Annotated in this window: 23 protein-coding genes and 1 pseudogene; 8 read left to right on the forward strand and 16 right to left on the reverse strand. The window is 65.6% G+C overall.

The genetic code is table 11. From position 1 onward, the window contains the following. Nucleotides 1–621: 621 nt before the first annotated feature. On the forward strand, nucleotides 622–2,184 hold the full coding sequence (locus tag AB0H00_RS19715) for an MFS transporter (protein ID WP_357268044.1): 1,563 nt from the start codon (nucleotides 622–624) through the stop codon (nucleotides 2,182–2,184). A gap of 442 nt (nucleotides 2,185–2,626) precedes the next feature. On the opposite strand, the gene AB0H00_RS19720 is transcribed toward AB0H00_RS19715, so the two are convergent. After that, nucleotides 2,627–3,217, reverse strand: a complete 591-nt coding sequence (locus AB0H00_RS19720; protein WP_357268046.1) for a hypothetical protein — start codon at nucleotides 3,215–3,217, stop codon at nucleotides 2,627–2,629. Nucleotides 3,218–3,630: 413 nt separating this feature from the next. On the opposite strand from AB0H00_RS19720, the gene AB0H00_RS19725 reads away from it, so the two are divergent. The 6 genes and pseudogenes from AB0H00_RS19725 to AB0H00_RS19750 all read left to right on the forward strand — a co-directional run. Then, entirely contained in the window at nucleotides 3,631–5,247 is a 1,617-nt protein-coding gene (locus AB0H00_RS19725) for a hypothetical protein (RefSeq protein WP_357268047.1), read from the forward strand. Continuing rightward, the gene (locus AB0H00_RS19730; protein ID WP_357268049.1) at nucleotides 5,244–5,687 is read left to right on the forward strand and encodes a hypothetical protein; all 444 of its coding nucleotides are present in this window, start codon (nucleotides 5,244–5,246) and stop codon (nucleotides 5,685–5,687) included. The genes AB0H00_RS19725 and AB0H00_RS19730 overlap by 4 nt, the downstream gene beginning before the upstream one ends. A gap of 63 nt (nucleotides 5,688–5,750) precedes the next feature. Then, nucleotides 5,751–6,935: a hypothetical protein gene (locus tag AB0H00_RS19735; protein WP_357268051.1), complete on the forward strand. Its 1,185-nt coding sequence runs from the start codon at nucleotides 5,751–5,753 to the stop codon at nucleotides 6,933–6,935. Beyond that, nucleotides 6,932–7,477: a hypothetical protein gene (locus AB0H00_RS19740; RefSeq protein ID WP_357268053.1), complete on the forward strand. Its 546-nt coding sequence runs from the start codon at nucleotides 6,932–6,934 to the stop codon at nucleotides 7,475–7,477. The genes AB0H00_RS19735 and AB0H00_RS19740 overlap by 4 nt, the downstream gene beginning before the upstream one ends. Before the next feature lie 387 nt (nucleotides 7,478–7,864). After that, entirely contained in the window at nucleotides 7,865–8,488 is a 624-nt protein-coding gene (locus AB0H00_RS19745) for a hypothetical protein (protein ID WP_357268055.1), read from the forward strand. 18 nt (nucleotides 8,489–8,506) lie between these two features. Then, nucleotides 8,507–8,609 (forward strand): annotated as a pseudogene (locus AB0H00_RS19750) (ATP-binding protein); the annotation flags it as partial. Between the two features lie 275 nt (nucleotides 8,610–8,884). On the opposite strand, the gene AB0H00_RS19755 reads toward AB0H00_RS19750, so the two are convergent. The 14 genes from AB0H00_RS19755 to AB0H00_RS19820 form a co-directional block, all read right to left on the reverse strand. Continuing rightward, entirely contained in the window at nucleotides 8,885–10,042 is a 1,158-nt protein-coding gene (locus AB0H00_RS19755) for a CHAP domain-containing protein (RefSeq protein ID WP_357268056.1), read from the reverse strand. Between the two features lie 383 nt (nucleotides 10,043–10,425). Continuing rightward, entirely contained in the window at nucleotides 10,426–11,178 is a 753-nt protein-coding gene (locus AB0H00_RS19760; RefSeq protein WP_357268058.1) for a FadR/GntR family transcriptional regulator, read from the reverse strand. Between the two features lie 5 nt (nucleotides 11,179–11,183). Then, nucleotides 11,184–12,227: a D-erythronate dehydrogenase gene (denD, locus tag AB0H00_RS19765; protein WP_357268060.1), complete on the reverse strand. Its 1,044-nt coding sequence runs from the start codon at nucleotides 12,225–12,227 to the stop codon at nucleotides 11,184–11,186. Beyond that, nucleotides 12,224–13,027: a 2-oxo-tetronate isomerase gene (gene otnI / locus AB0H00_RS19770; RefSeq protein WP_357268062.1), complete on the reverse strand. Its 804-nt coding sequence runs from the start codon at nucleotides 13,025–13,027 to the stop codon at nucleotides 12,224–12,226. The genes denD and otnI overlap by 4 nt, the downstream gene beginning before the upstream one ends. Before the next feature lie 33 nt (nucleotides 13,028–13,060). Further along, a complete protein-coding gene (locus tag AB0H00_RS19775) occupies nucleotides 13,061–14,362 on the reverse strand; it encodes an MFS transporter (protein ID WP_357268063.1) in 1,302 nt (433 codons plus the stop codon). Nucleotides 14,363–14,444: 82 nt separating this feature from the next. After that, nucleotides 14,445–15,119, reverse strand: a complete 675-nt coding sequence (locus AB0H00_RS19780) for an aldolase (protein ID WP_357268065.1) — start codon at nucleotides 15,117–15,119, stop codon at nucleotides 14,445–14,447. Next, nucleotides 15,116–16,399 (reverse strand): 3-oxo-tetronate kinase, encoded by a 1,284-nt coding sequence (gene otnK, locus AB0H00_RS19785; RefSeq protein WP_357268067.1) that lies wholly within the window; start codon nucleotides 16,397–16,399, stop codon nucleotides 15,116–15,118. The genes AB0H00_RS19780 and otnK overlap by 4 nt, the downstream gene beginning before the upstream one ends. Before the next feature lies 1 nt (nucleotide 16,400). After that, entirely contained in the window at nucleotides 16,401–17,330 is a 930-nt protein-coding gene (gene ltnD, locus AB0H00_RS19790; RefSeq protein WP_357268069.1) for an L-threonate dehydrogenase, read from the reverse strand. Nucleotides 17,331–17,571: 241 nt separating this feature from the next. Next, entirely contained in the window at nucleotides 17,572–18,861 is a 1,290-nt protein-coding gene (locus AB0H00_RS19795; protein ID WP_357268071.1) for a PepSY-associated TM helix domain-containing protein, read from the reverse strand. A gap of 85 nt (nucleotides 18,862–18,946) precedes the next feature. Beyond that, the gene (rbsD, locus tag AB0H00_RS19800) at nucleotides 18,947–19,336 is read right to left on the reverse strand and encodes a D-ribose pyranase (RefSeq protein WP_357268072.1); all 390 of its coding nucleotides are present in this window, start codon (nucleotides 19,334–19,336) and stop codon (nucleotides 18,947–18,949) included. Between the two features lie 25 nt (nucleotides 19,337–19,361). Further along, nucleotides 19,362–20,306, reverse strand: coding sequence for a ribokinase (locus AB0H00_RS19805; protein WP_357268074.1), 945 nt, complete (start codon nucleotides 20,304–20,306; stop codon nucleotides 19,362–19,364). Further along, a complete protein-coding gene (locus tag AB0H00_RS19810) occupies nucleotides 20,303–21,073 on the reverse strand; it encodes an ATP-binding cassette domain-containing protein (RefSeq protein ID WP_357268076.1) in 771 nt (256 codons plus the stop codon). The genes AB0H00_RS19805 and AB0H00_RS19810 overlap by 4 nt, the downstream gene beginning before the upstream one ends. A gap of 9 nt (nucleotides 21,074–21,082) precedes the next feature. Continuing rightward, nucleotides 21,083–22,060: an ABC transporter permease gene (locus AB0H00_RS19815; RefSeq protein ID WP_357268078.1), complete on the reverse strand. Its 978-nt coding sequence runs from the start codon at nucleotides 22,058–22,060 to the stop codon at nucleotides 21,083–21,085. Beyond that, nucleotides 22,057–23,052 carry a substrate-binding domain-containing protein gene (locus AB0H00_RS19820; RefSeq protein ID WP_357268080.1) on the reverse strand — a complete coding sequence of 332 codons (996 nt, stop codon included), beginning with the start codon at nucleotides 23,050–23,052 and terminating at the stop codon, nucleotides 22,057–22,059. Before AB0H00_RS19820 ends, AB0H00_RS19815 begins: the two co-directional genes overlap by 4 nt. A 165-nt stretch (nucleotides 23,053–23,217) precedes the next feature. On the opposite strand from AB0H00_RS19820, the gene AB0H00_RS19825 reads away from it, so the two are divergent. Then, a complete protein-coding gene (locus tag AB0H00_RS19825; protein ID WP_357268082.1) occupies nucleotides 23,218–24,222 on the forward strand; it encodes a LacI family DNA-binding transcriptional regulator in 1,005 nt (334 codons plus the stop codon). Between the two features lie 34 nt (nucleotides 24,223–24,256). Here the strand turns inward: AB0H00_RS19825 and AB0H00_RS19830 are convergent, their stop codons facing one another. Further along, nucleotides 24,257–25,387, reverse strand: coding sequence for a cytochrome P450 (locus AB0H00_RS19830; RefSeq protein WP_357268084.1), 1,131 nt, complete (start codon nucleotides 25,385–25,387; stop codon nucleotides 24,257–24,259). Nucleotides 25,388–25,676: the final 289 nt, after the last annotated feature.

Genomic DNA, 25,676 nt, shown 5'->3' on the forward strand with positions numbered 1-25,676 from the left:
ACCGCCACGCTGAGGCGGGCCGTCTCCTCCCCCCTGCTCATCGGCGGGCCGCGTCCCAGCTGGGCGCGAGCGGCCCGCGACGGTCGGCACCGGGGCAGCTGGGATAATACGCGTTACGCCCTGTCACATTGAACTCCCAAGTAACGGCACGTTAAATAGTGAGCCAATGCACATGTAACAACAAATGTAACCGGTTCCAGGCTCGCGCGGGGTGATGACGGATGCGACTGCACGTGTCGAGCCTTGACCTGGACTCCTGGCGTTGCTGGTCCAGGACGTCGGACACGGCGTATAGGGGGCCGCGCGCCATGCTGGTGCGATGTCGAGACTGGGCCAACTCCCATCCCGCGCGGCGGATTGCCGTCCGGCTACTGGTCAGCGCGCACGTTCTGCTGATGGTCTGTACTGCCGCCGGCGGGGTAGCCCGTCGGCGGCACCGACACGGTCACCCGAGACGGAAATATGTCCACGAATCTGGACCGAACTTCGTTCGCAAGGTTCAAAATTTCACCGATGCGATGGGGATCAAGAACAGGGCGGTGATATTGACATGATCCTATCGAATACCCATGCAGTCCCGTGGACGAACTAGAATTCTTAGGAAAATGAGGTGATCGCAAGGTGTCGACAGCGCAAACAAAGGTAATTCGAAGTCTGGTCCCCGCCAGGATGGACAGGCTTCCGTGGACGAAGTTCCACTGGCTCATCGTCGTAGGTCTGGGCGTCTCCTGGATTCTGGACGGAATCGAGATCCAAATCGTCAGCAGCATGGCCGGACCGCTGCAGAATGCCGGAACTCTGCATCTGACGAGTGGTCAAGTCGGCGCGATGGCGTCGTGGTATCTGGCCGGCCAAGTCGTCGGCGCACTCGTCTTCGGTCGGCTCACCGACAGGCTCGGTCGCAAGAAACTGTTCATCCTGACCCTGGCGATCTATCTGATCGGCAGTGGATTGGCCGGATTCTCCTGGAATGCCTGGTCACTCTACTTCTTCCGCTTCATCGCCGGCACCGGAATCGGTGGGGAATACACGGCGATCAATTCGGCGATCGATGAAATCATGCCATCAAAGTATCGGGGCCGAGTCGACATCGCGATCAACGGCACCTATTGGGGCGGCGCGGCGTTGGGAGCGGCGGCAAGCCTGGTCCTGTTCAACGAAAGTCTCATCCCGACCGGCTGGGGATGGCGAATCGGCTTCTTCATCGGACCCGTTCTCGGGCTCGTTATCATCTTCTTGCGCAGGCACATCCCCGAAAGCCCACGCTGGCTGCTCACCCATGGGCGGGCCGAGGAAGCCGATCGGACCGTCGACGAGATCGAGGCGCAGGTTCGAAGTCAAGGAGTCGAACTTCCTCCGGTCGACGAGAGCAAAGCTCTGGATATCGTGGATACGGATCGACTCTCTTATGTGCAGATGGGTCGGATATTCTTCGGTCGGTATCCTTCTCGTTCCTTCCTCGGATTCACGATGATGGCCACGCAGGCCTTTCTGTACAACGCGATATTCTTCACCGTAGGATTGGTGCTGATCCACTTCTACAACGTGCCGGACCATCACACCGGCTACTATTTCTTCCCGTTTGCCGTCGGCAATCTGATCGGACCATTGGTACTCGGCCCGCTCTTCGACAGCATCGGCCGTCGGAAGATGATTTGCGCGACATATGTAGGATCCGGTGTCCTGCTTTTCGTTTCCGCATGGGCGTTCAACGCAGGTATCCTCAACGCCACCACTCAGACTTTGTTCTGGTGTGTCATCTTCTTCTTCGCCTCGGCCGGTGCGTCCTCCGCCTATCTCACGGTCAGCGAGATATTCCCGCTGGAACTGCGGGGTCAAGCCATCTCGTTCTTCTTCGCCATCTCGCAGGGCGTCGGTGGTGTCATCGCACCGTTCCTCTTCGGTCACCTGGTGGGCGGCGCCGAGAACCCGAACCCCGACCGGTTCCCGCTCACGGTGGGATACCTCATCGGCGCGGGGTTCATGATTTTCGGTGGCGTTGTCGCCTGGTTCTTCGGCGTGAACGCCGAAGGTCAATCCCTGGAGGACATCGCGGAACCACTGTCGAAGGCGGAATCACCGGAAGCCGGTCCCGTTTCGGCGGAATCGCCACAAGTAGTTTCCGTATCCGAACTCGTGGCGACCGAGCCGCTCGAAGAGGAAAATTCTGCCAGCCCACTATGAGTGGCCCGTCAGGCGGCAGGCTCCGAACTCTCGGATTCCTCCGCTGTGCGGGAGCGTCAAAACTCGTCGAGAACCGTCCGGGCCGCGGTATACCGCGGCCCGGACGGTTCGCTTCGGTACCGACTCGATAATGCCGGCCCCGGCCTCGGTCAGTAAATGGTTGTTCGACCGCCGAGTGATTTTGCGAATGACGGCGGCGGTCATCGTGGTGGCCTAACCGGTACCGACACCGGTCGCCGCCACTGGTCCGGGGCGATGCACCGGGTGGTCGTACACCGAACGAATGCCACGGCCGCGATTGCTGGATCGGTGTACAGCGATGACCCGGCTCGCTGGTCCCCGGGGGCGTAAGAGATGCTCGCCGATGGTCGCCGCGGACATGCCGCGGTTCACGGGTCGGGAGTGGTGGTTCTTGCCTCCACCGGTCGCGGCGGCAGATCGTTCAGAACTTGCCCATTTGATGGTCGATTCGGTGTCCCAGTCGCGCACCGAACTCGCTGATGAAACTCTCGGTGAGCGGTGGCCAGCCCCAAAAATCGAAGGCGAGCGCGCCGAGCGCGAACCCGGACGGCCAGCGCCACTCGGTGACCGGAACGGCTTCGCCACAGGAATTGCAGCCGGCAGCCCCGACACCGGTTTGCTTCCATGCGTCGATGCCGTCCCGGAATGGCTGCCAAGCCTCGGGATCGGCCTCCCACTGTTGCGGGTAGTCGATGATCAGAGTCTTCGCCTGGCAATGCGGGCACACGGCCGAGTCCGGCTCGATCGCGCCTTGTCCGCCGAAGTGATCGGCGCGCCCGACAATCACGGCTACCGGGCCAGGAATCCAGTCACCCCATTCCTGGGTGATCCGTGCCCAATGAGGTCCGGGCACATATCCTTTGTCCACGCTGAGGCTGTACATCGCCTCGTCGGACATCTCCCGCGAGAGCAGCCCTCGGGAAATCATCCAATCCAGCATTCGTGCCGCCAGCACGTCCGCATCCGCAGCGGTCACCTCGACGTCGACGATTCGTTCGAAGTAGTCACCCACGAGTGTCGAGCACCTCCTAGAGCAGTCGTGGACACTCTGCCAGCACTATCCGACAGCGTTGTCTGGTGACGGACCCGTACGGCGGTCAGGGGCGTTCATTCGAGCGGGTAATCGAACACCTGCTCTCAGACCCCGTTGGGTAGGAGGCGCACCGGTAACCGCTCCGTCGCCGCTCGGTGTATAGGGCCAGCCATTTTTCGACAGCCACGCATTATCGGGGGCCGACTTCGGTCTACACCCACTCCAGCGCCGTCTGTGGGACCGACCCGTGCCCCAAGTGCAGACGCATCTGTGCACTGGGGCCGCTCAGGGATTCTCCGGTACTTCCGGTATCGCGGCATCACTCCAGCGGGGAGGCGGAATCCCCTCTGGAGGTGATGATCTCGTAGATTCCGATCCCTAATATGGCGGTCGTGACTGTTGCCGTCCGCTGCCGCGCTCTGCTCGCCGCGGGGCTGTGCGCCCTGTTCCTGGCGGCCGGGATCGCTCCCGCGTTCGCCGACTCCCCGTTCTCCGGAGCGGATGTCTCGGTCGCACAGACCCTTGGTGATCGTGAACTCACGATCGTGCTGCGCCAGGTCACCAGCGTGCCTGGACCGCTGCGCGTGGACGTCGTCACCCATGCCGGTACCGCCGCCGGACAGCTCAGGCTCGCGGCGACACCGACGGGGGTGACGACGCAGTCGGCATTGCCCGCACCGGGGGAACCCACTGCCGAGGCCGTTGTCGAGCTCGGCGGCACACCCGGGATGTACTCGACTACCTTGACGATGGACCGGGCCGGGCCATGGGAACTGACCATTGGTGACGGCGTGCGGGTCGCGCGGCTTCCGTTCATCGTGTCGAAGCAGGTCACCTCTCCACCAGAGCGTCTGGTCTACGGCGGGTTTCTGGTGGCAGGCGTGCTGCTTCCGGTCTCGGTGCTGATGGCAATGCGCGCCCGACGGAGCGTGTGGGCGTTGCTTCCGGCGGGGGGAATGGTGGCAGGAATTGCCGTGTCGGTGACCGCCGCGTTGCTGTCGGCATCATTGCCGCTGCCCCCTCAGCCCGGTAGCCAGCTCGACCCCTCGATGGACAACGTCACAGATCCGTACACCCTGAACCAGCCGTTGATCTCGGACTTCTCGCGTCCACCTGTGCTGCTCACTGTCGAGGGTTCACCCGCAACCGCCGGGCAGCCAGGCGATCTCGACCTTGCCCTGATCGACGCGGCCACCGGCACACCCGTCGACGATCTCGTCGTCCACGACAGCGCCCTGATGCATCTGCTGGTGATCGGACCGACGGGCCGCTTGTCGCATCTGCACCCGATCCGGACCGGACCGGGTCGCTATCAGGTCCATCTGGCATCACCCGAGCAGGGACGCCATGCAGTGTCCGCCGAGTTGGCCCGGCGCGGCGGCGGGGTTCAAATGGTGCGCGTCGTAGCCGGTTTCACTGTGGCACCCGATCAAGCGTCTGGCGCGGCACCGCCACCACCGGATGTACCGCTGCATCTCGGCGCCGGCGACCGAACCGGGTCGACCGTCATCGAGGCAGTTCCCGTCACCATCAGAACGACGACCCCGTTGGCTGGAACACCCACCACCATCACCGCCGAAGTCGGTGACACCGCCGACCTGCAACCGTGGCTCGGCATGGTCGGGCATATGATCATGGCAGGCCCGCTGCCGGACAGTAGTGACGCGGATACCGCTGTGGCCGTGCAGAACTCGCCCATATGGGGGCACGCCCACTCGATGGGTTCGACAGCGACGCAGGGCATGTCCGACATGCCGGGGATGAGCATGCCGGAGATGAATGGCATGACCGACACCGCAGCGGGACGGGGAGTCATGCTCATGCCGCCGGTCAACGGTGACAGTGCGCCCGACGAGACTGTGGCCGCGTACGGACCCGATGTTCCTTTCACCTACACCTTCCCCATCGCGGGCCGGTACCGGCTCTGGATCCAGGTCGAACGGCATTACACCGTGCTCACCGTTCCCGTCGTTATCGACGTCGCGGCGGCCTCGGGGGTGCATCGATGAGCGCGTCGACCTCCGCTGAAGGGGTACCCGATCGCCGCTCTCGTCCCCATCGTGTTCTCCTCGTGGGCGGTGTAGTGATCGCCGCCATCGTGTGGCTGGTATGGCCGAACCTGCCCGGCCCACTCGTGCTGAACACCGGCACCTCCCACCACCTCGTCACCGTCACCATCGACAGCCTTCGGGTCGGCCACAGTGACATCGACATCGACATCACCGACCGTGCCGGTGCCCCGATAGGCCATGCGGCAGTGCGGATTCAGGCCGATCAGCCGCTCATGGGCTACGCCGGACAGCCCGTCGCGGCGGTACCCGCTGGAGGGCATCGCTTCCACGTCGCGGCGCTGCCTTTGATGATGACCGGCCCGTGGGAGCTTCGACTGTCGATCGAAGCGCACGACGGCGTCGACCAACTCACGCTGCCGATCTGGGTCGGTGGATGAGACCAGGCCCGGTACACATCAGCAAGAACAGTCGGAGCACGACCAGAGGAAGGACCGTCCGTCATGAGCACTCCAGCATCGTCCGACGCGACTGAAGGCCGCGCCGGACCTGCAGCGCCTATCGCCCAAGGCGTACCGGCGGCCGCGTCCGCCACCGAATCCGACAACGGCACAGCGGCCCGCGTCGGCGCCTGGGTCGTATTACTGGGCACCGCCGTCACATTGGTAGGTCTCAGTTGGGATATCCAGTGGCACAACGACGTCGGCCCAGACACCTTCTTCACCCTGCCGCACCTGTTCCTGTATTCCGGCAGCGCCATATCGGGGTTCGCCAGCCTCGCCATGGTGCTCATCACCACCTCCGCCCAACGTGCCGGGCGGCCCGTGCCTCGGATGGGCGGTACACCCATCCGAGTGTTCGGCAGTAACCTCACCGCCCCGATCGGCTACATGATCGCTGGAGCGGGCGCGGCGTTGTTCCTGCTCTACGGCCTGCTCGACCTGGAATGGCACTCGATCTACGGCTTCGACGCGGTGCTGAACACCCCTTCGCATGTGGCGCTGTTCTTGTCGATCACGCTCACTATGATCGGCAGTATCATCGTCTTCGCAGCCCACCGCGACCATTTCTGGGGCAGGAGCGGCATTGTCCTCGCGATCCCGATCCTGATCACCTTCGCGCCGATTCCCACCAACGCGTTGAACAACCTGCACTTGCCCGCCGACCCGACCATCCTCGGGATCGTCTTGTTCGGGCCGATGCTGCTCATCCTCGGTGGGGCGTTGCTGGCCCGCCTGGGCGCCACCATCGCCATCGCAGCAGCGCTCGGCGCCATGCAGGCCATCCTGTGGTGGTTCTCGCCGTGGGCCGCGGAAACCTACGCCTCGGCAATCGGGCTCCCGCTGCGTGACGGTCTCACGTCACGTCCGCCGGAACTGCCCGCCATCATGCCGATGTTTCTGATCGTGGCCGCGGTCGCCGTCGAGGGTTTGTTCTGGCTGGTTCGCGCCCGCGGTTTCGACGCGAAGAAGATCGTGTTGGTGGCAGGTGTAGTGACCGGTGTCATCGTCGGCGCGACGTTCCCACTGCAAATGAACCTCACTCATGCCATGCCGCACATTGCGTTCCGCGACATCATGACAATCACGATTCTCGGGGTGCCACTGGGGCTGCTCGCCGGATTCCTCGGTAGCCGATTCGCCACCATGCTCCCCGTGTTCGCACCCGCGACGACGGCCGTCCGATGACCATGCTGCGCAGGCTCGTCTTCACTGTGCTGGCGACGGTCACACTCTCCCTGGTGGCGATCGCCCCAGCGTCGGCATACGCGCCGGTCGACATCGTCCACACCGAGCGTGTCCAGGCCGGTCCCTACGGCATCACCATCGGGTTCTCCACTTGGCCCATCCGCGCGATGAAGTCGCTGGACTTCACGTTCATGCCCGACGGCGGCATCGCCGACAATTCCGGGACGCTGCGGTTGACCGGACCGGCAATCAAACCCGGCAGACGCGTCAGGCCGCTGGTGCGCCATCCCCGCAAGCGCGACTCCTGGGGCCTGGATGTCAAGGCTTTCGATTCTCCGGGCATCTACACCTTCACCTTCGCGATCGACGGCCCGCTCGGACACGGGGAAGGGACCCTGGGCAGCGTGGAGGTACTCGACCAGCCAGGACCGCCACTGCCGCTGAGTTGGACGATCGGCACCCTGCCGCTGCTCGGCCTTGTCCTATTCCTCGCTGTGGCATGGCGCCGGACCCGGCCCGGTCGACAACCACTGATTCTTTGACGTGTCACGGCGATTTTGTCGTCGCACGGCCTGAAGTAGTGCTGACACGATCGCCCGGGTGGGCTCCTGCCGTACTCCGGGCCCGGGTCGCAGGGAGGCGGAAGATCATGCAGGGGTCGCTGAGGGTCTATCGGAGGTTGGTCGATCGTTCGCGGGCGGCGTGGGCGTTCCGCAACGACTTGCCTGTCCAAGGGTTCACCGCCCCAGCCGCCGGATCGCCTGGTCGACAGCGTTGCCGCTGAGGAGCCAGCCCATTGCCACGGTGAGTGTGATGTAGCGCACGCCGCGATGATGGCGCGCCGGGTGAACCGGTGGTCGCGGCAGTTCGTAGTACGAGTGACGAGATGCAGTGTGCGCCTCATCGAACAGCGACGGAAGGTTCGAAACATGAGCTCAGCCCAACGATTCCAGCGTGCCGCAGTGCCGGTCGCGGCGACCGCGGTCGTTCTCGCGGGCCTGCTGAGCGCCTGTGGTGGCGACAAAGGCGGCCAGCCCGAGCCGGCGGCCGCGCCGGCGTCGCAGGTGGCATCCTCGACCACGGCCACCGCTGCGCTGGCGCCCGCCGCGGGGCAGGCCCCCGCAGTGGCGAAGACACAGGGCTGGCTGAAGATCTACGGCGGAGCAGCCCCGGCCGGGACCGCGAATACGGTGCAGCTCAATGTGACCAGCAATCCGAGTGTCGGACAGTACGTGTCGGACGGGTCGGGCCGGTCGCTGTACCGGTTCGACAAGGACACCGCGAAGCCGTCGGTATCCAACTGTGCCGGGCAGTGTGCGGTGACCTGGCCGCCACTGACCGTGGCCCGTGACCAATCGGTCTACGCGTCGAGCGTCGACCCCCAGCTCGTCGGATTCATCGAACGGGCGGACGGTACATGCCAGATCACCATCGGCGGTTGGCCGGTGTACTACTTCTCGAAGGACCAGAAGCCGGGGGATCTGCTTGGACAGGGTGTCGGCGGGACGTGGTTCGCGGTGGCTCCGAATGGCGGCAAGGCGCTGACGAAGTGATCCGTATGCCGCTGGATCAGCCACCGGCCGTTCGGTCGGTGGGGCGACGTGTTCGGCGATGACATCGTCGCCGCCGCTGATCGACCGGCTGGTCCACCACACGGAAGTTATCTCCCTCTAAGGCGACGGCTTTGCCTAGGCCCGCGAGTCTCGGCCGAGCCCGGCGGCCGAGACCAACGACTGACCGTCCGCGTCATACGCGGCATCCGAGCGTGTTGTCCCAAGGTATGATCGCCGGCAGATCCTTTGTCGGACAAGTCATCAGCGGTAGTTCGTGACGGCAGCCGAATAGCGTCTCTCGCCGCACTCCGTTGTATCGAGCTCCGATGTCCACACGAGGCTGGTAGCTGCCGCAGATCGCCGGCGCCGACCAGCGGGCATGCCGTTCGAACTCCGCTAGACCGCGACGTTTTGCGCCTGGGTTCCCGCGGGCGGCGGCTTTACGACACCGACGAGGCTCGAGGTGCCCACACGATAGTTGTTGCGCCTTATGGCGTCGCTGGAGTTACCTTCGATGGTGGTGATCGAATTGCCGTTGACGGATTCCACGATTCCGACATGGTCGGGGTTCCCGTCACCCTGCCAGTCGAAGATGATCATATCGCCGGGTTGGGCGTTTGCCGCGTTTGCCGCCAATCCCATCTTCTTGGCGTCCGACCAGATGCTGGGCACATAATTCTTGTTGGTCCAGTTGACCTTGTAACCGGCTTTTTCCCACAACCAGCTGGCGAAGGAGGCACACCAGGCGTCGGATATGTTGTACGGCCTCTTCTCCACGAGCCGGCCGTATTTGTCGTATATCCCGGCGACGTTGTTGCCGCCGCTTTCACGGACACCGAGATCCAGCTCGTGCCGTGCTCTGCTGAGGATATCGTCGACAGTGCCATTCCTGGTCGGGTCATAGCTGGCCTTGCTCGCGGTCCACGGTGTCGAAAGAGTTGGCGGCGAGTAAGAACCATTACCGCGCGGTGCGCTCGCGAAGGACGGGCGCGAGCCATCGATGTCGGCCGCTTGATTCCGGATGTGGTCGGATGCACCTTCGACAGCGTCGTGCACATCCTCGACGGCTTGCAGTACGTAGCGCATCGCACGTGTTTCTTCCGCAAAAGTCAGGGGCAGATAAGCTCCGCCCTCGTCCGTGCGCTGGTTGATATCACGAAGATCTTTGTCGAGTTTGCCGACCCTTTCCTTGATCGACATGTACGTATCGTTCGAGAGACTGAAGGTCTTGAACGCTGAGTCCTTGACTTTGCGACTCTGCTGATCCATTTCGTCTTTTTTTGTGTTGACTTCGGACTGGCGCGAGCTGTAATTGTCGGCCATCACAGACTCACCCGGTGGCTCGTCGAGTCCGTCGTCGCTGAGCAGGTTCCGCTTGTCCAGCCAACCCACCAGATCCGGTTGTTCGCCACCTTCGCCGGAGGCGAACAGCAGGATCGACGCCTCCATGGCCTCTTGCGCTGCGTGGATCACGGACTCGAGGCCATACCTGGCGATCTTGGGAATGTACAGGTCCTCGACGAACCCGATCAGCTCATCGCGGGTAGTAGCCATTCGTGCCCCCTTCCTGCGACCGCCCTGGCATCCCAGTCAGCGGGCTTACGAGCACCATTCGTAACCTCACTCCAAGACCGCCGGATACCAAGGCGGCATTCCTCTCTACCGCCGTAGTATCGGGCATTCCCGACATTGGTAACTCGCCCGCACTCTGCCACGTCGTTCGAGCACCACTCGCGGCGGCACAGGGCGACATTGTCCACCCGCTGCCGAAATAGCCGGCGCGCCCGTGTATTTCACGCGAAGCCAGTGAGTCCTTCGGTTGTCGGCAACGGCGGCCGGGATGGAGTTGGATCGAGTCAGCGACGTCCCGCTGAGCCGGAAGTCGAATCTCTGGTGGAACGGGCGAGCGGATATCTGGTTCGAAACGGGCTGCGGGGTCAGGGAGCGGTGTCGAGATCGACCTCGAGTTCATCGGTTTCGGTCCAGAACCGATCATCCGCATCCTGGAGTCGGGCGGCGGCATGCTTCATATGGCGGCGCGCGGCCGCTCGTGCAGCCCCGGTGTCTCCGGCCTCGATGGCGGCCAGGATGGCGTGATGCTCCTGCCGGACGGCAGCGATGAAATCGGCACGCCGCGCCTCGTTCGCGCGTGTCACGCGGATACCGCCGTGCATCAGGTCGCCCAAGTACCGCACCGTCGAGGCCATCACCGAGTTCCCGGTCGACTCGGCAATAGTGCGGTGGAAGGCGAGATCCTCGTCCACGCCGTCACCGCCGGCCCTGACCGCGGCGTCGATCGCGTCCAACGCCTGACGGATCCGGGCAACGGTATCCGGCGTGACTCGGGTGGCCGCGAGACCGGCGGCCTCGGCCTCCAACGCGCGGCGAACCTCGACGATCTGCAAAACCTTCGACTTTGTGTCGGCGGCCTCGGCCGCCAAGTCGAGCGGACGGGTGCGCCGCGACGTGACGAACACGCCGAGACCTTGCCGCGGCTCGACAAGCCCCGCGTTACGCAGTCGCGACACAGCCTCGCGCACCACCGTACGACTGACCCCTAACTGCTTGACCAGCTCCACCTCGGTCGGTAACCGGTCGCCCTCGGCGAGCTGGCCCGAATCGATCTCCTCCGAGAGCATCGCGGCAACCCGATCCGCGAGCCGGACCGGGCCGCGCACCTTGGAAAGCATGGTTGTCAGTCTATCGGCGCCGCGTCGCCCGCTGCCGCAAGGCGATACGTGATCGCATCGGCATTGTCGGCGAGGTAATCCCGTACCACCGCCTCGAAGTCCGGGTCGGCCTCCAGCCCGAGGGCGGCGGCGCGCGCGTTGTCGAAGACCGCGGGCCACGAACCCACGAGTGCCTCCACCTCGGGATCAGGCGCGATCGTCACCAGTTCGGCGACGGTATCGCCGGCCACCCTCCGCAGCGTGGCCAGCATGTCGGCGACCGAGACCGTGAGCGCCGGAAGGTTGACCGGCCCTGCGCCTTCGAGCCGGCCCGGCCCGGTGCCGCGTTCGACTTCCGCGACGCGCAGGATTCCCTCGACCGTCCGCCGGGGGGAGGCCAAGGCCACACGCAGACCCGGATCGACGGGGCAGATCGCCTGCAGGCCCGCGAGCGGCTCCCGGACGATGCCGGACAGAAAGCCGGAAGCCGCCGCATTCGGCTTGCCCGGCCGCACGGATACGGTCATCAGCCGGGCGACGCGTCCGTCGATGTAGCCACGCCGGGTGTAGTCCGCGATCAACAGCTCGCAGACAAACTTCTGCGTTCCGTAACTCGACCGCGGCGCGGGCAAGGTCGCTTCACTGACTACCGGCGGTAGCGGCGACATCGGGTCGGACCCGTAGACGGCGACACTGCTGGAGAACACGACCCTCGGCGTCCGCCCTCCGGCATCCGACTGTGTCCGAGCGGCCTCGAGCAGCGCGCGCGTCGTATCCACGTTGGCGCGCATGCCGAGGTCGAAGTCGGCCTCGCACTCGGCCGAGACGGCAGAGGCCAGGTGGATCACCGCATCCACCGGCTCGGCGAACAGCTCCCCGAGGCCATCGATCAGATCGCCCTTGACGATGTCCACGAGGGGATCGGTCGCCACGGACGAGTCGGGCGGCACGAATCGGTCGGCGAGCACTAGGTGCTCGATCGGGGCACCGCGGAATGTCCGGCTGTCGAGCAGCGCCGCGGCGACTTCTCGGCCAAGGAAGCCGAAGCCGCCCGTGATGACGATCCTCACGCGTGTGCTCCTCGGTATGCGTCCAGCCAGCCGAGCCCCTCGCTCGTTCCGGCCATGGGGCGGTACTCGCAGCCGATCCACCCGTCGAAGCCCAGATCGTCGATGACGCGAAAGAGGTGGTGGATGTCGAGCTCACCGTGGTCCGGCTCGTGGCGCTCGGGTACGCCCGCGACTTGCAGATGACCGACTCGGCCGGTCGGTATGTCTCGGCGCAGAGTCGCGGTGAGGTCGCCCTCGACGATCTGGCAGTGGTACAGGTCGAGCTGCACCTTCAGATTCGCTGCTCCCACGTCCCGCAACAGTGCGTGGGCCTCGGCCTGCGTGGTCAGGAAGTAGCCCGGCATATCGCGGTGGTTGATCGGTTCGATCAGGATGTCGACGCCCGCGGAGGCTGCCCGCTCCGCCGCCCAGGTGAGGTTGGCCAGGTAGGTGTCACGGTGCCCGGTCAGCTGCGCCGGAGTGGCGTTCGACCGGACCAGCCCGGCCATCATGTGTACCCGCGGGCAGCCCAGCGCCGTGGCGTACTCCAGCGCCCGGTCGATCCCGGAGCGCACTTGCCCCTCGCGCCCGGGTAGAGCCGCGATCCCGCGGTCTCCGGCTTGCCATGCCCCGGCAGGCGCGTTGAAGAGCACCTGTCGCAGTCCGTGGTCGTCGAGTCGGCGGCGCAGCTCGGCGGCATCGTAGTCGTAGGGAAAGAGGTACTCGACGGCCTCGAAGCCGTCCGCGGCCGCTGCGGCGAAGCGATCTGGAAAGTCGTGTTCGGCGTACATCGTGGACAGGTTCGCGGCGAACCTCGGCATGGTGGCTCCTGTGCTCGGATGCTGACCGTAGGGTCAGCGGTTGACGGCTTGCTTCTTGGTGGTGAGCACCGCCCCGGCGCCGATGAGCAGGGCGAACGCCAGGACGTACATCGGGATCGACGTCGAGCCGGTGGCGTCTTTGAGTGCGCCGATCATGTAGGGGCTGACAAAGCCGGCCAGGTTGCCGACCGAATTGATCGCGGCGATGCCGGCCGCGGCCGCCGCGCCGCCCAGGAATCCGGTGGGCAGCGACCAGAACAGCGGCGCGCAGGTGAGCACCCCGGCGGCGGCGACGGCCAGCGCCACGAGCGACAGCGCGGTCGACCCGGTCCAGCTTGCCGCGAGCGTGAAACCTACGGCCCCCATGAGGGACGGGATGACCAGGTGCCAGCGGCGCTCGCGGCGCTTGTCGGCCGAACGGCCGAACAGGTTCATCGCGACGAGTGCGGCCAGAAACGGCACGGCGCTGAGCAACCCGACCGCGAAGCCACCCTTGATACCGGTGGATTCGACGAAGGTGGGCATCCAGAAAGTCAGGGCGTACTGACCCATGACGAAGCAGAAATAGATGACGCTCATCAGCCATACCTTGGGTTCGCGGAATGCGTCCCACACCCGGCCGTGCACCGTCTGGTGCGCGGCATCGGTGGCGACCGCCCGCTCGACGATCGACTTCTCCTCGTCGGTGAGCCACTTCGCACTCCGCACACTGTTGTCGAGGTACACCAGCGTGATCACGCCGACGACCACCGCGGGCAGCGCCTCGAACAGGAACATCCACTGCCAGCCCTGCCACCCGTGCACGCCCTGGAACCGATCCATGATCCAGCCGGAGAGCGGGTTGCCGAAGATGCCGGCTACCGGGATGGCGGACATGAACATCGCGATCACTCTGGCCCGACGGTGGGACGGGAACCAGTAGGTGCAGTAGAGGATCACCCCCGGATAAAACCCCGCCTCCGCGGCGCCGAGGAGGAACCTGAGCGCGTAGAACATCGTCTCGTTGGTGACGAACACGAACAATGCCGAGACCAGGCCCCAGCTGATCATGATCCGGGCTATCCAGACGCGGGCGCCGATGCGTTGCAGCAGCAGATTTGAGGGGACCTCGAAGAGGAAATACCCGATGAAGAACAGGCCTGCACCGAGACCGAACGCCGCTTCACTGAACCCGAGGTCGTCGGACATCTGCAGTTTCGCGAAGCCGACATTGACCCGGTCCAGGTAGGACACGACGTAGCAGAGGATGAGAAACGGAACGATGCGGCGCACGACCTTGCGGAAGACGGCGTCCTCGCGGGCGAGGTCGGGCGTCTCGGTCGTCGTGATGGGCATGGACATGATGGAACTTTCTCGGCGTTGAGGAAGGGTACCGGGCGTGGCCGGCAAGGTGATGTCAGGACTCTGTCGGCGCCGGTCACCAGGCGGCGTCGAAGGTGGACCTCAGCTCGTCGAGGGCCGAGGCGTGCAGTGGCTGAGGGCGACGGTCGGTCAGCATCCATAGGCGTGCGGTCTCCTCGAGTTCTTCGAGGACGGCGGTGGCGGTAGCCGCGTCGGGCCCCCAGACCACAGGCCCGAGCCGGTCCAGTAGGACGGCTCTGATCGGCGTGCCGCGTGCTGCACGGTCGGCGATCCGAGCGGTCACCAGGTCGGCCACGCGCGGGTCGCCGGGCCGGTGGTAGGGGATGAGCGGGACGTGTCCGACTTTCATTACGTAGTAGGGGGTGAGGGGTGGGAGCACGTCGTCGGGGTTCCACACGCCGGAGAGGGTGAGCGCGACCAGGTGTGTGGAATGGGTGTGGACGACGAAGCGGGCCGCGGGGTCGGCGGCGTAGATACGTTGGTGCAGGGCCAGCGTCTTGCTGGCGCGGTCCCCGGCGATCTGCTCGCCATCCGCGTCGACCAGCGCGAGCTGGTCGGAGTCGAGGAAGCCGAGAGCGGCGTCGGTGGGTGTGATCAGGTAGTCGTCGCCGATTCTCGCGCTGAGGTTGCCAGCGCCGGCGTGGACGTAGCCGCGGGCGAACAGGCTCGTGCCCACCCGGACGATCTCCGCGCGCGCTTCGTCTATCGCGGTGCTGAGCAGCTTTGTCATGTGGCAGCCTCCCGGGCCAGCAAGGCGAACGCGGCGGTGAAGAACTCGGCACCGCCGAAATTTCCGGATTTGAGCGCGATGTGGAGGGTTTCCCCCTCGGGGAGGGTTGCCGCGCACCACGGCACACCCGGGTCTATCTGTGGTCCGACTCGAAGCCCGGTAATGCCGAGGGCCTGCACCACCGCTCCCGAGGTTTCGCCACCTGCGACGACGAGCTGGCGAACGCCCTGCCCGACAAGCCCCTGCGCGACGCGGGCAAGGGTCCGCTCCACGAGTTCACCGGCCTCGGCGGCGCCGAGGCGGCCCTGAACATCGCGGACCACCTGCGGTGACTCGGTGGAGTAGACGAGGACGGGCCGGTCCGCCAGGTGCGCCTCGGCGAAGGCCAATGCCTGGCCGACGACGTCCGTGCCGGCCGCGACGCGCAACGGGTCCACGCTGAACGCGGGGAGCCCGCTGCGCAGGTGCTCGTAAACTTGGCGGTTCGTCGCCGCGGAGACCGAACCGGAGACGATGGCCTGGTGACCGTCGGGGGGTGGCAGCTGTGCGGCGGCCCGGGACGGTGCGAACCCCCAGTTCGCGGGCAGACCGATCGCCAGACCCGAGCCGGCGGTCACCAGCGGCATTCCCCGCACCGCGGCGGCCAAGTGCACAAGGTCGTCGTTGGAGAGGGCGTCGACGACCGCCACCGCGACACCTTCCCGGCGTAGGGCGTCGATGCGCGACCGGATCGCCTTCGCGCCGTCCGCGACGACCGCGTAGTCGATGAGGCCGACCGCTCGCGTCGTCTGCGCGCCGAGGACCGAGACCAGGTTCGAGTCGGTCATCGGTGTGAGCGGATGCTGGCGCATGCTGCTCGCGCTGAGCAACACATTGCCGACGAATAGGTGGCCTTTGAAGACCGTTCGCCTGTTGTCGGGGAACGCCGGGGTAGCGATGGTGAAGTCGGCGCCCATCGCCTCCATCAGGGCCTCGGTCACCGGACCGATGTTCCCTTCGGGCGTCGAGTCGAAAGTGGAGCAGTACTTGAAGTAGATCTGGTCGGCACCCGCGGACCGCAACCAGGCGAGCGCCCGGAGCGAGGCGGCGACGGCCTCGGCGGCCGGGATCGTGCGCGATTTGAGTGCGATGACCACGGCGTCGGCGTCGATTTCTCGGCCCGTATCGGCGGGTGGCACCCCGATCAGCTGGACCACGCGCATGCCTGCGCGCACCAGGTTGTTGGCCAGGTCCGTAGCGCCGGTGTGGTCGTCGGCGATGCAGCCGAGTCGGATTCCCATGTCAGACCTCGGCCGGCTCGGGCAGCTCGATGCCTGGGAAAATCTTGATGACCGCGCTGTCGTCCTCAGCTCCCAGACCGGAGGCCGATGCCTGGCGGAACATCGCATGCGCCGTTTCGGCGAGCGGGAGCGGGAACTGCTGCGGCCGTGCGGACTCGAGCACGATACCCAGGTCTTTGACGAAGATGTCGACCGCGGACAGTGGAGTGAAGTCGCCGGCCAACACATGCGCCATGCGATTCTCGAACATCCACGAGTTGCCGGCGCTGTGCGTGATGACCTCGTAGAGTGCCTCGGCCGGTACGCCTGCCTGGATGCCCAGGGCCATCGCCTCGGCCGCCGCGGCGATGTGCACGCCTGCCAGCAGCTGGTTCACGATCTTGACCTGCGAGCCCGGTCCGGCATGGTCGCCCAGGCGGTAGACCCTGCTGCTCATGGCCTCGAGCACTGGGTCGGCGACCGCGTATGCCGCGGCGGAGCCCGACGTCATCATGGTGAGCTCGCCGGCCGCGGCGCGCGCGGCACCACCAGAGATGGGTGCGTCCAGGTAGAGCACACCTCTTTCGGCCAGGCGCCCTTCGAGTTGGGCGGACCAGTCTGGGGGGACGGTGGAGCACATCACGAAGACAGCGCCCGGTGCGAGCTGGTCTGCCACCCCGTCAACGAACAGGACCGATTCGACCTGAGCCGCGTTGACTACCACACCGACCAGGACATCCACTGTGGCCGCCAGGTCCCGGGCGGAAGCGAATGCCGTCCCACCGTCCTGGGCGAACGTCTCGGCCACCTCCGACCTCATGTCGTGGACGCCGACGTCGTACCCGGCGTTACGCAGGCTGCGGGCCATGCCGAGTCCCATAGCTCCGAGGCCGACCACGCCCACTCGCGGCCGGGCCGAGCTGTCCTCTGCTGGTCTGTGCTGGTCGTCCATCGCTCATCCTCGTTGTGTGCCGGTGCAATGCCGCGCCAGGCGCAGCCTCTCCTAATGTGATCAGGTCATATGATGACCTGATTTGTGATGGGAGACACTGTGATGTTTGTCACATCATTTGAGGATCGGCTTCCTAGGGGCCGGTCACCCGGAATCCGTCACTCTTCCAAAAGAGTGACGCCTGGCCCAACGCCTGCCGGTCAACGCACTTTCGACTCTCGGCCCCGTGGTGCCCGCGATGCTAGGCGGCTCGTTTGCGGCGCTGGGTGGCACGCTTGAAAAGCCAGGTGGAGAGGCCGGTGACGGCCAGGGCCAGTGGGGTGAGGCCGAAGAGAAGCCAGATCAGGCGCCACCAGCTGTTGACCAGCCAGCCGAAATGGGCAGGTTGGAAGACCTGGTCGTAGAAGCTGTTGGCGAGCGGGCGCGCCTGGCTGGAGTCGACGGTCTTTGTATCAGTGGGGTCGTTGGCATTGATGTAGACGAAGACGTCGCCACTGTAGAAGGCTCGGTTTTCGTAGGGGGAGTAGGCGTCAGCGGCTGCGATGGCGGCGCGGTAGTAGTTCGCGGCTTCAGTGGGAAGCATCAGGTAGGCGAGTCTGCCGGGGACTTGATGGAGGGCGAGGTCGGAGGCTTCGGTGATGGAAATCGTCGGGGCCCCGGGGGGCGCTTGCCTGGGGGTGAAGCTGTCTTGTGGCAATGCGGTGACGGGTTCTCCGCCCGTCATAGCCAGCCAAGCTCGCTCCACCGCGGGAAATTCGAAAGCGGCGCCGGTGATTCCCCACATGAGCAGGAAAGGGACGCTGACGATCCCGATGACGTTGTGCAGGTCGCGGTCGCGAGCGAAGCGGCCCTTTCTGGTTCGTACCCGGAAGCCGTGGCGCAAACGCTTCACAGACGGCCACCAAATGACGGCGCCCGACACTGCGAGCAACACCAGAAGTAGGCCCACAGTGCTGAGAATCAGCGCCGCCCAGGAGAAGTCGAGAATCGGTGCGTGTCCGTTGACCGCGGGCACGGCACCCGCGTAGCGGACGCAGCCGAACGCGCAGTTGTGCAGGTTTTGCAATAAGCCGAGTGCGCCGTCGGTGATGCTTGCGTGTTCGTTGATTCGTCCGGTGCCGGGGTCCACCGAGTAGGCCGCGGTGCGGTCGCGGTTGCCGACGGCGATCACACCGCCATCCGAGCCGACCCAGCCGACATCGAAGTTCGGGTCGACTGTTCGCACCAGGTCCACCGCCTGCTCGGTGCTCACCACCGGTGGAGTGTCGGTGTGCTGGTAGAACGAGCGGTGGCTCACGCGGAACAGTTCCGCGTGATAAAGCAGGACTGCTCCGGACGTCGACTGGATCACCAGCAGGAGCCCGAGAATCAGCGACGACCAGCGGTGGGTCGTGATCAGTGCCCCGCGCACCGGCTTTCGTTTGCGGAAACGAGTCACGGACCTGCTGCCGCGATCTGCGGCCCCGTCTGCCGATCGACGGCTGGATACGGTGTTGTCGACACCATCCGCCCGTACCCTGACTCCAGTCATAGAGGGAAGGCTAACCTAATTGAAGATGTCCGCGCTCGGTCGCATAGGCATTTCGGGCTTTCCTCGGATCTGGACGGCCGGCCCACTACAGCCAGGGCACCCCCGCTCGCAGCAACACATTCGCGTAGGGCTGGGCCTCTCCGGTGCGTACCACGAAGCGGCAGTGCCCGATGTGCCGCTTGAAGTCGTCGTGGTCGATGAGTTCGGCCCGCAGACGATCCGTGAGCAGCGCTGCCGCTTCAGGGTTCTGGTCGGCGACGTCACGGCTGCCCCAGGCGGCCTCGACGGTGACCTCCTGCAGGATGAGGTCGAGCACCGGCTCGAATCGAGGGAATCCGTAGCTGATTCCCAGATCGATGACCGGCACACCGACGGGCACCGGAAGCCCGGAGTCGCTGACGGCGAACAGGTCGGTGTGGCGCAGGGCAGTGAGCGCCGAAAGTAGTTCGGCATGAATGAGTCCGCTGGTCCGCAAGTTCGTTCCTTTTCGAAGAGAGGATTCAGACGAGTCGCTGGGCCGGGGGAAGGGCCGCGAGCGCGATGACAACCTGATCTCGGGTGGGGTAGGAGGCGTGGGTCCCGGGCGACTGCACCGCGACGGCTGCGGCCGCGGTGGCAAAGGCCACGCAGGCGCCGAGGTCCGATCCGTCGGCGAGTGCGGTGGCCAAGGCGCCGACGAAGGCATCGCCGGCTCCGGTGGAATCCACTGCATTCACCTGTGGTGCGGGTTGATACGTCCCGACAACGGTCGCTGGATCATCGACGCGGCGGGCCCAGACCGAGCCGGCGGCGCCCAGCGTGGCAACCACGGAGGGTATCCCGCGCAGGCATAGGGCACGGGCCTGGTCGAATGCCTCCGCAGATGTCTCCGCCGTCGCCCCGCTGAACGTCGACAGCTCGGATTCGTTGACGATCAGCGGGTCGCAACGGCGCAGTAGTTCATCCGCCAGCGGCGCGGCCGGCGCGGCGTTGAGCACGAACCGGCGGGCGCGGCGCGCCGCCCAAGCGACCACCGGCACCGGCACTTCCAGTTGGGCGACAACGACATCCGCTGAACCGAGCAGCCCGTCCTCGGCCAGCGTGCCGAGTTCGGTCTCCAACTCCCAGTGGAAGTTGGCGCCAGGATCTACGACGATCTGGTTCTCGCCGTCGGCGACGGTGATGTAGGCCCTCCCGGTTCGTGCGCCAGGGACCTCGCGCATCGCGGTGAGTCCGATGCCGTGTTCGCGCAACGATTTCCGCAGCTCCGGATCCGCATCCTGGCCGACCCTGGCCACGAATTCGACCTGTCCGCCGGCGCGGGCCGCCGCGACGGCCTGATTGGATCCCTTGCCGCCCAAGTTGGTTCGCGACCGGAGTGAAAGCACCGTTTCTCCTGGCCCGGGCAGTCGCTCCACTTCGCACACCACGTCCTGGTTGACCGACCCCAGGACGACGACCTTCACGAGACTCCCTCGGCCGCGGCGACCTCGAGGTTGCCGGGCGCGGCGCCGGTGATCAGCGCGACCAGCCGGTCGCCGTCGACCTCGTCGATTCGATGTGCCGCAACGGATCTGCCGCGGCGCAGCACCACCACGTTGTCGCAGACGCGCATCACCTGCGCCAGGTCGTGGCTGATGATGAGTACCGTGACGCCGCGGTCCCGCAGGCCACGCACGAGCTTCTCCACCGCAGCGGTCTCGCGCACACCCAGTGCGGCTGTCGGCTCGTCCATGATCACCATCGATTTGCCCCAGGCCACGGCCCTGGCGATGGCGATGCTCTGGCGCTGGCCGCCGCTCATCCGGCGCACGGTGGTGCGGACCGAGGGCACGTCGACGTCGAGTTCGCGCAGGATCTCCCCGCTGCGGGTAATCATCGCCTTGCGGTTGACGATGCCGAGCGGATACACCAGTTCCCGGTTGAGGAACAGGTTCTGCCATACGGCCAGGTCATCGATGAGCGCGAGGTCCTGGTAGACGGTCTCGATGCCCATCTTGCGCGCGTCCTCGGGAGAGCGCAGGCGCACCGATTCCCCGTGGAACAGAATCTGCCCCGAATCCGGCGGCTGCACCCCGGTGAGGCAGCGCACCAGCGTGGACTTGCCGGCGCCGTTGTCGCCGACCAGTGCGGTCACCTCGCCTTCCGGGATCGTCATCGTGACTCCGGCCAGCGCGCGGACCGAGTCGAACGACTTGGTGAGGTCACGGGCCTCGAGCAATGGAATCGACATGGCGTCGGCCTACTTTCGGAATCGGGAGATCCCGGCGGCCAGCAACAGCACGGCGCCGACGGCGACCGGCTGGTAGTACTGCGAGATGCCGAGAATGGTGAACCCGTTGATCAGCGAGGTGAACAGCACCGCACCGCACACAGTGCCGAGCACCGATGCCTTGCCGCCGCTGAGCGACGAGCCGCCCAGCACGACCGCCGCGATCGAGCTCAACAGGTAGGTGGTCTGCACGGACGGATCGGCGCCGCCGTTGCGGGCGACAAGCATGACGCCTGCGACGCCGCACAGCAGCCCGGCCATCGCGTAGGCGAACAGCCGGATGCGGTCCACCGAGATTCCGGTGTCGCGCGCGGCTTCCAGCCGCCCGCCGGTGGCGAGCAGATGGGTGCCGATCCGGGTGTGGAAGATGATGCCGGCTACGATGAGCGCCGCCACCAGCGCCAGCAGCCAGAACCAGCGCACCGGGCCGATTCCGTCTAGCGCGAGCCGTTGCAGGAAGCGGGAATTCACCGCGACCGTGTTCCCGTGCGTCAGCAGCAGGGTGCAGCCGCTGAGGACGCTCAGCATGCCGAGCGTGACCACGAAATCGGTCATGTGCAGCCGCCCCACCAGCAGGCCGTTGATCACGCCGACCGCAAGTCCACCGAGAATCGCCACGACCATGCCGACCGTCACCGAATGCCCGTGGCTGGTCATGTAGCCGAGCAGGGCGGCCGACCAGGGCAGGTTGGCGCCGACCGACAGATCGATGCCGCCGACGGTAATCGCGAACTGCTGGCCCAGTGCCAGCACGGTCAGGATCGTCGAGGCGACCAGCAGATCGCCGATGTTGTCGAGAGTCAGGAAGTTGGGGGTGGCGATGAAGAACGCCACCCACAGCATGACCAGGGCGAGCGGAGCCGCGAATTCGGCGACCTTGGCGAGGAGCCCCGTGCGCCCCTCACGCGCACGGGGGTCTGCCGATTCGATGTTTGCCCCGGCCGTCACTTGTTCAGCAGTCCTTCCAGCGGGCTGTCGAACGCGACGATCGGGCGCGGGAACGCGGAGATCTGTTGATCGACGTTGTCCTTGCCGATGAACGCGATCGGCGAGACCACTCGCTCGGGCAGCTTTTTGCCATGGTGCTGGGCCAGACAGCCCTGGACCGCGAGTTGGCCTTCGGCATAAGGGTATTGGGTCACTGTGCCATAGAGGCTGCCTGCCTTGACCGCGTTGAGAGCCGCCTGGATGCCGTCTACGGAGATCACCTTGATCCGGTCGGTCATACCGGCGTTCTTGATCGCCTGCGCGGCGCCGAGGCCCATGGTGTCGTTGGCGGCGAAGATGCCGGTGATGTCAGGGTGAGCCTTCAGGATCGCCTCGGTGACCTGCAGTCCCTTGTCCTGTTCATAGTCGGCGGGCGCCTTCTGCACGACGTCCAGCTTGCCCGCGACGGTGTCGCTGAAGCCCTGGTCGCGATTGATCCCGTTCTGCTCGCCGGCGATACCCTGCAGGATGGCCACCTTGCCGGTGCCGCCGAGCGCTTCCAGCATCTTCTGGCCTGCGATCCGGCCGGCGTCGAGATTGTCCGAACCGATGAAGCCGGCGTAGGACACCCCGGCCTGCTCCGAGGCTTTCGGGTCGATCTGGGTGTCGAGGTTGAGGATCGGGATGTTCTTGCGGGCCACCGCCGTGAGTGGGGTGATCACATTGGTGCTGTTGACGGGGACCACTCCGAAGCAGTCGTAGCCCTGCGCGGCCATGGTGGAGATTTGGGCGTTTTCGCCATCGGCGTCCGTCTCGGACTGACCGGCCTGCACTGTCACCTTGACCCCGAGCTCGGCCCCCTCAGCGAGGGCGCCGTCCCGCAGCGCCGCCCAGTAGGGGTTGGTGAAGTTGCGGGTGACGATAGCGATCTTGAAATCCTCCGAGCTCCCGTCATCGCCACCGCGACCGCAGGCAGCCGCGGCGAGCGCGCCGACGAGGACAAGCGGCGCCATTGCACGCCTGAATCCAGCATTCATGGTGTGTTCGACCTATCCGTATCCGATCATCAACTCGTGTTGATCAACTCGAGTTGATGAGTAGTCTGTGACCCGAGTCACCAACTGTCAAGAGGCGTGTGCGAAATGCTCGCCCGGGCGGTCGAACAAGGAGAGATCTCGATGGCAGTCACACGAGCCGACGTGGCCCGCTTGGCCGGCACATCCCCTGCCCTGGTGAGCTATGTGCTCAACGGCGGACCGCGGCAGGTCGCGCCCGCGACCAGGGCCCGCATCGAGGCCGCTATCGCCGAACTCGGCTACCGTCCCAATATGTCCGCGCGCAGTCTGCGCATGAACCGCGGGCACGCGCTCGGCATGGTGATCCCCGACGGGGCGAACCCGTTCTTCGCCGAACTGTCGGCGGTCATCGAGGCGGCCGCGTTCGCCAAGGGGTATCCGCTGTTCGTCGGCAATGCCGCCGGGGACGAGGCGCGCGAACGCGCCTACGTGCGCACGTTCATCGATCGCCGCGTCGAAGGAATGCTGGCCATCTCCTCGTCGTGGGGGACCGGCATCGCCGACGCGTGTGAGGAGGCCGGCATGGTACTGGTTGCCTTGGACCGGATCATCGATCCAGCGCGCTGCGCCCACGTCATGTGCGATTCGGTGACCGGCGCACAAGAGGCCGTCGCGCATCTCATCGGGCACGGCCACCGCGACATCGCCTGCCTGAGCGGTCCGCATGTCTCCACCGCGGAGGATCGCGTGCAGGGCTACCGGGACGCGCTGGCTGCCGCCGACTTGCCCGAAGGTCCCATCGTACGAACCGATTTCGGCGGTGCGGCCGGGTATCGGGGCCTCACCGAGCTCATGGCAGGTCCACGCAAACCGACCGCCGTGTTCGTCACCAGCGATCTGCAGGCTATGGGCATGCTTCGTGCGGCCTACGACGCCGGAGTGCGGGTGCCCGACGAGCTTGCGGTGATCGGGTTCGACGGCATCGAGTACTCCCGCTACACCCGGCCGGGACTGACCACGATGGTGCAGCCCGCGCGGCGCATCGCCGAAGTGGCGGTGGACCTGCTGCTGGAACAGATCGAGAACCGCTCGCCCCGGCCCGGTGTGGTGAATCTCGCTGCGGAACTGAAGACCCGTGGCTCATGCGGCTGTCCCGACGAGTTCTGAAAGCCCGGGGTCGCAGGCTATGACCGGCAGCGGGTCACGAACGCGGGGCTGACCAGGAAACTGATTCGCTGTGTGCGTTCAACGGCGCAGAGGGCGGGAATGTGACCGGCAGTGCCGTCAAGGCTCGGTGGAAGGGGCCCGGGCGCCAAGTCGGCGTGCCGTTTGCTGGATCCAGCCGCATCTCGGGTAGCGCATCGAGAAGCTGATCGATGGCGTCCTGCGCGATCAGGTAGGCCAAGGATTGCGCAGGGCAGGCGTGTGGGCCGAGGCCCCATGCCAGGTGGGAGCGATTGCCCGTCTGGTCCTCTGCCCGGATCGTGGGGTCGTTGTTGCACGCGGCCATGCTGATGACGACCGGTTGATGAGCGGGTAGCCAGACGCCGTCGACGAGAATCGGCTGACGAGGATAGGTGATCAGGAGGTTTGCCAGGGGCGGGTCGTTGAACAAGACCTCGTCCAGTGCGTCGCGGGAGGACAGGTTTCCGCCCAGGACACTGTCGCCGAACCGATCGTCGGTGAGGATCAGCAGCAAGGTGTTGACGATCAAGTTCAGCAGAAACTCGATCCCCGTGCCGTAGACCTGTGCCACATGGTTGACCAGCTCCATTTCATCCAGTTCGGCTGGATGCTGGAGCAGGTGTGAGGTGATGTCGCTTCGGGGTTCTGCCCGTTTGAGCGTTACCAGTTCCAGCAGCGCCTCGTACATCATGCGATTGCCGTTCTCGGCATCGACACCCTCGACGATCGCGGCCGTAGCGGCAGCCACCCGCTGCCCTATCTCCGGCGGGCAGCCGAGCAAGTCATTGACTGCTCCGAACACCAGCGGGAACACGTACTGACGGATCAAATCGGCACCGCCATTTTGGCAGAAGGAGTTGATCAGCGGGATGGCGATCTGCTCCACGGTGCCGTGCAGCGCATACAGATCTACCGCGTCGATGCTCGCGGTGATGGCCTGTCGGTAGCGCGTGAAGTCGGCCCCGGCGCTTCTACTCGCGGTGGGCCGCCACTCCAAAAGCGGAAGGATGGGGCAGTCGGCGGGGACGTTCTTCTGCCAGGCGCGTGGATCGGCAGGAAAGTGCACTGGATCGTTGAGGATCCGCACCGCGGTACTGTAGCCGATCACCAAGGTGGCCGGCACACCCGCGGCCAGCTCTACCGGCACCAAAGAACCGTATTGCCTTCGCATTTGCCGGTAGGTGCTGTGCGGATCCGCAGCGAATTCCGGCAAATGCAGGGGCACCCGCGGGTCGTCGGAATCGATCGGTGAGCCGTGGAATACCGGGCAGGTTTGGGCCTGTGTTCGGGACAGCGGCGTACTCAAGGATGGAACTCCATACTGTTCGTGGGCACTGCGGTGGTAGGGCGCGGATTCCGTGCCGATTCGCTGCTCCGGAGAGCGCGTTACCTGAGTTCCGGCCGGAACCGGTCGATGGTACAGCGCCGACGACGGT

Origin of the sequence: Nocardia sp. NPDC023852 (assembly GCF_040639505.1) — a bacterium.
In the GTDB taxonomy this organism is placed as follows: domain Bacteria; phylum Actinomycetota; class Actinomycetes; order Mycobacteriales; family Mycobacteriaceae; genus Nocardia.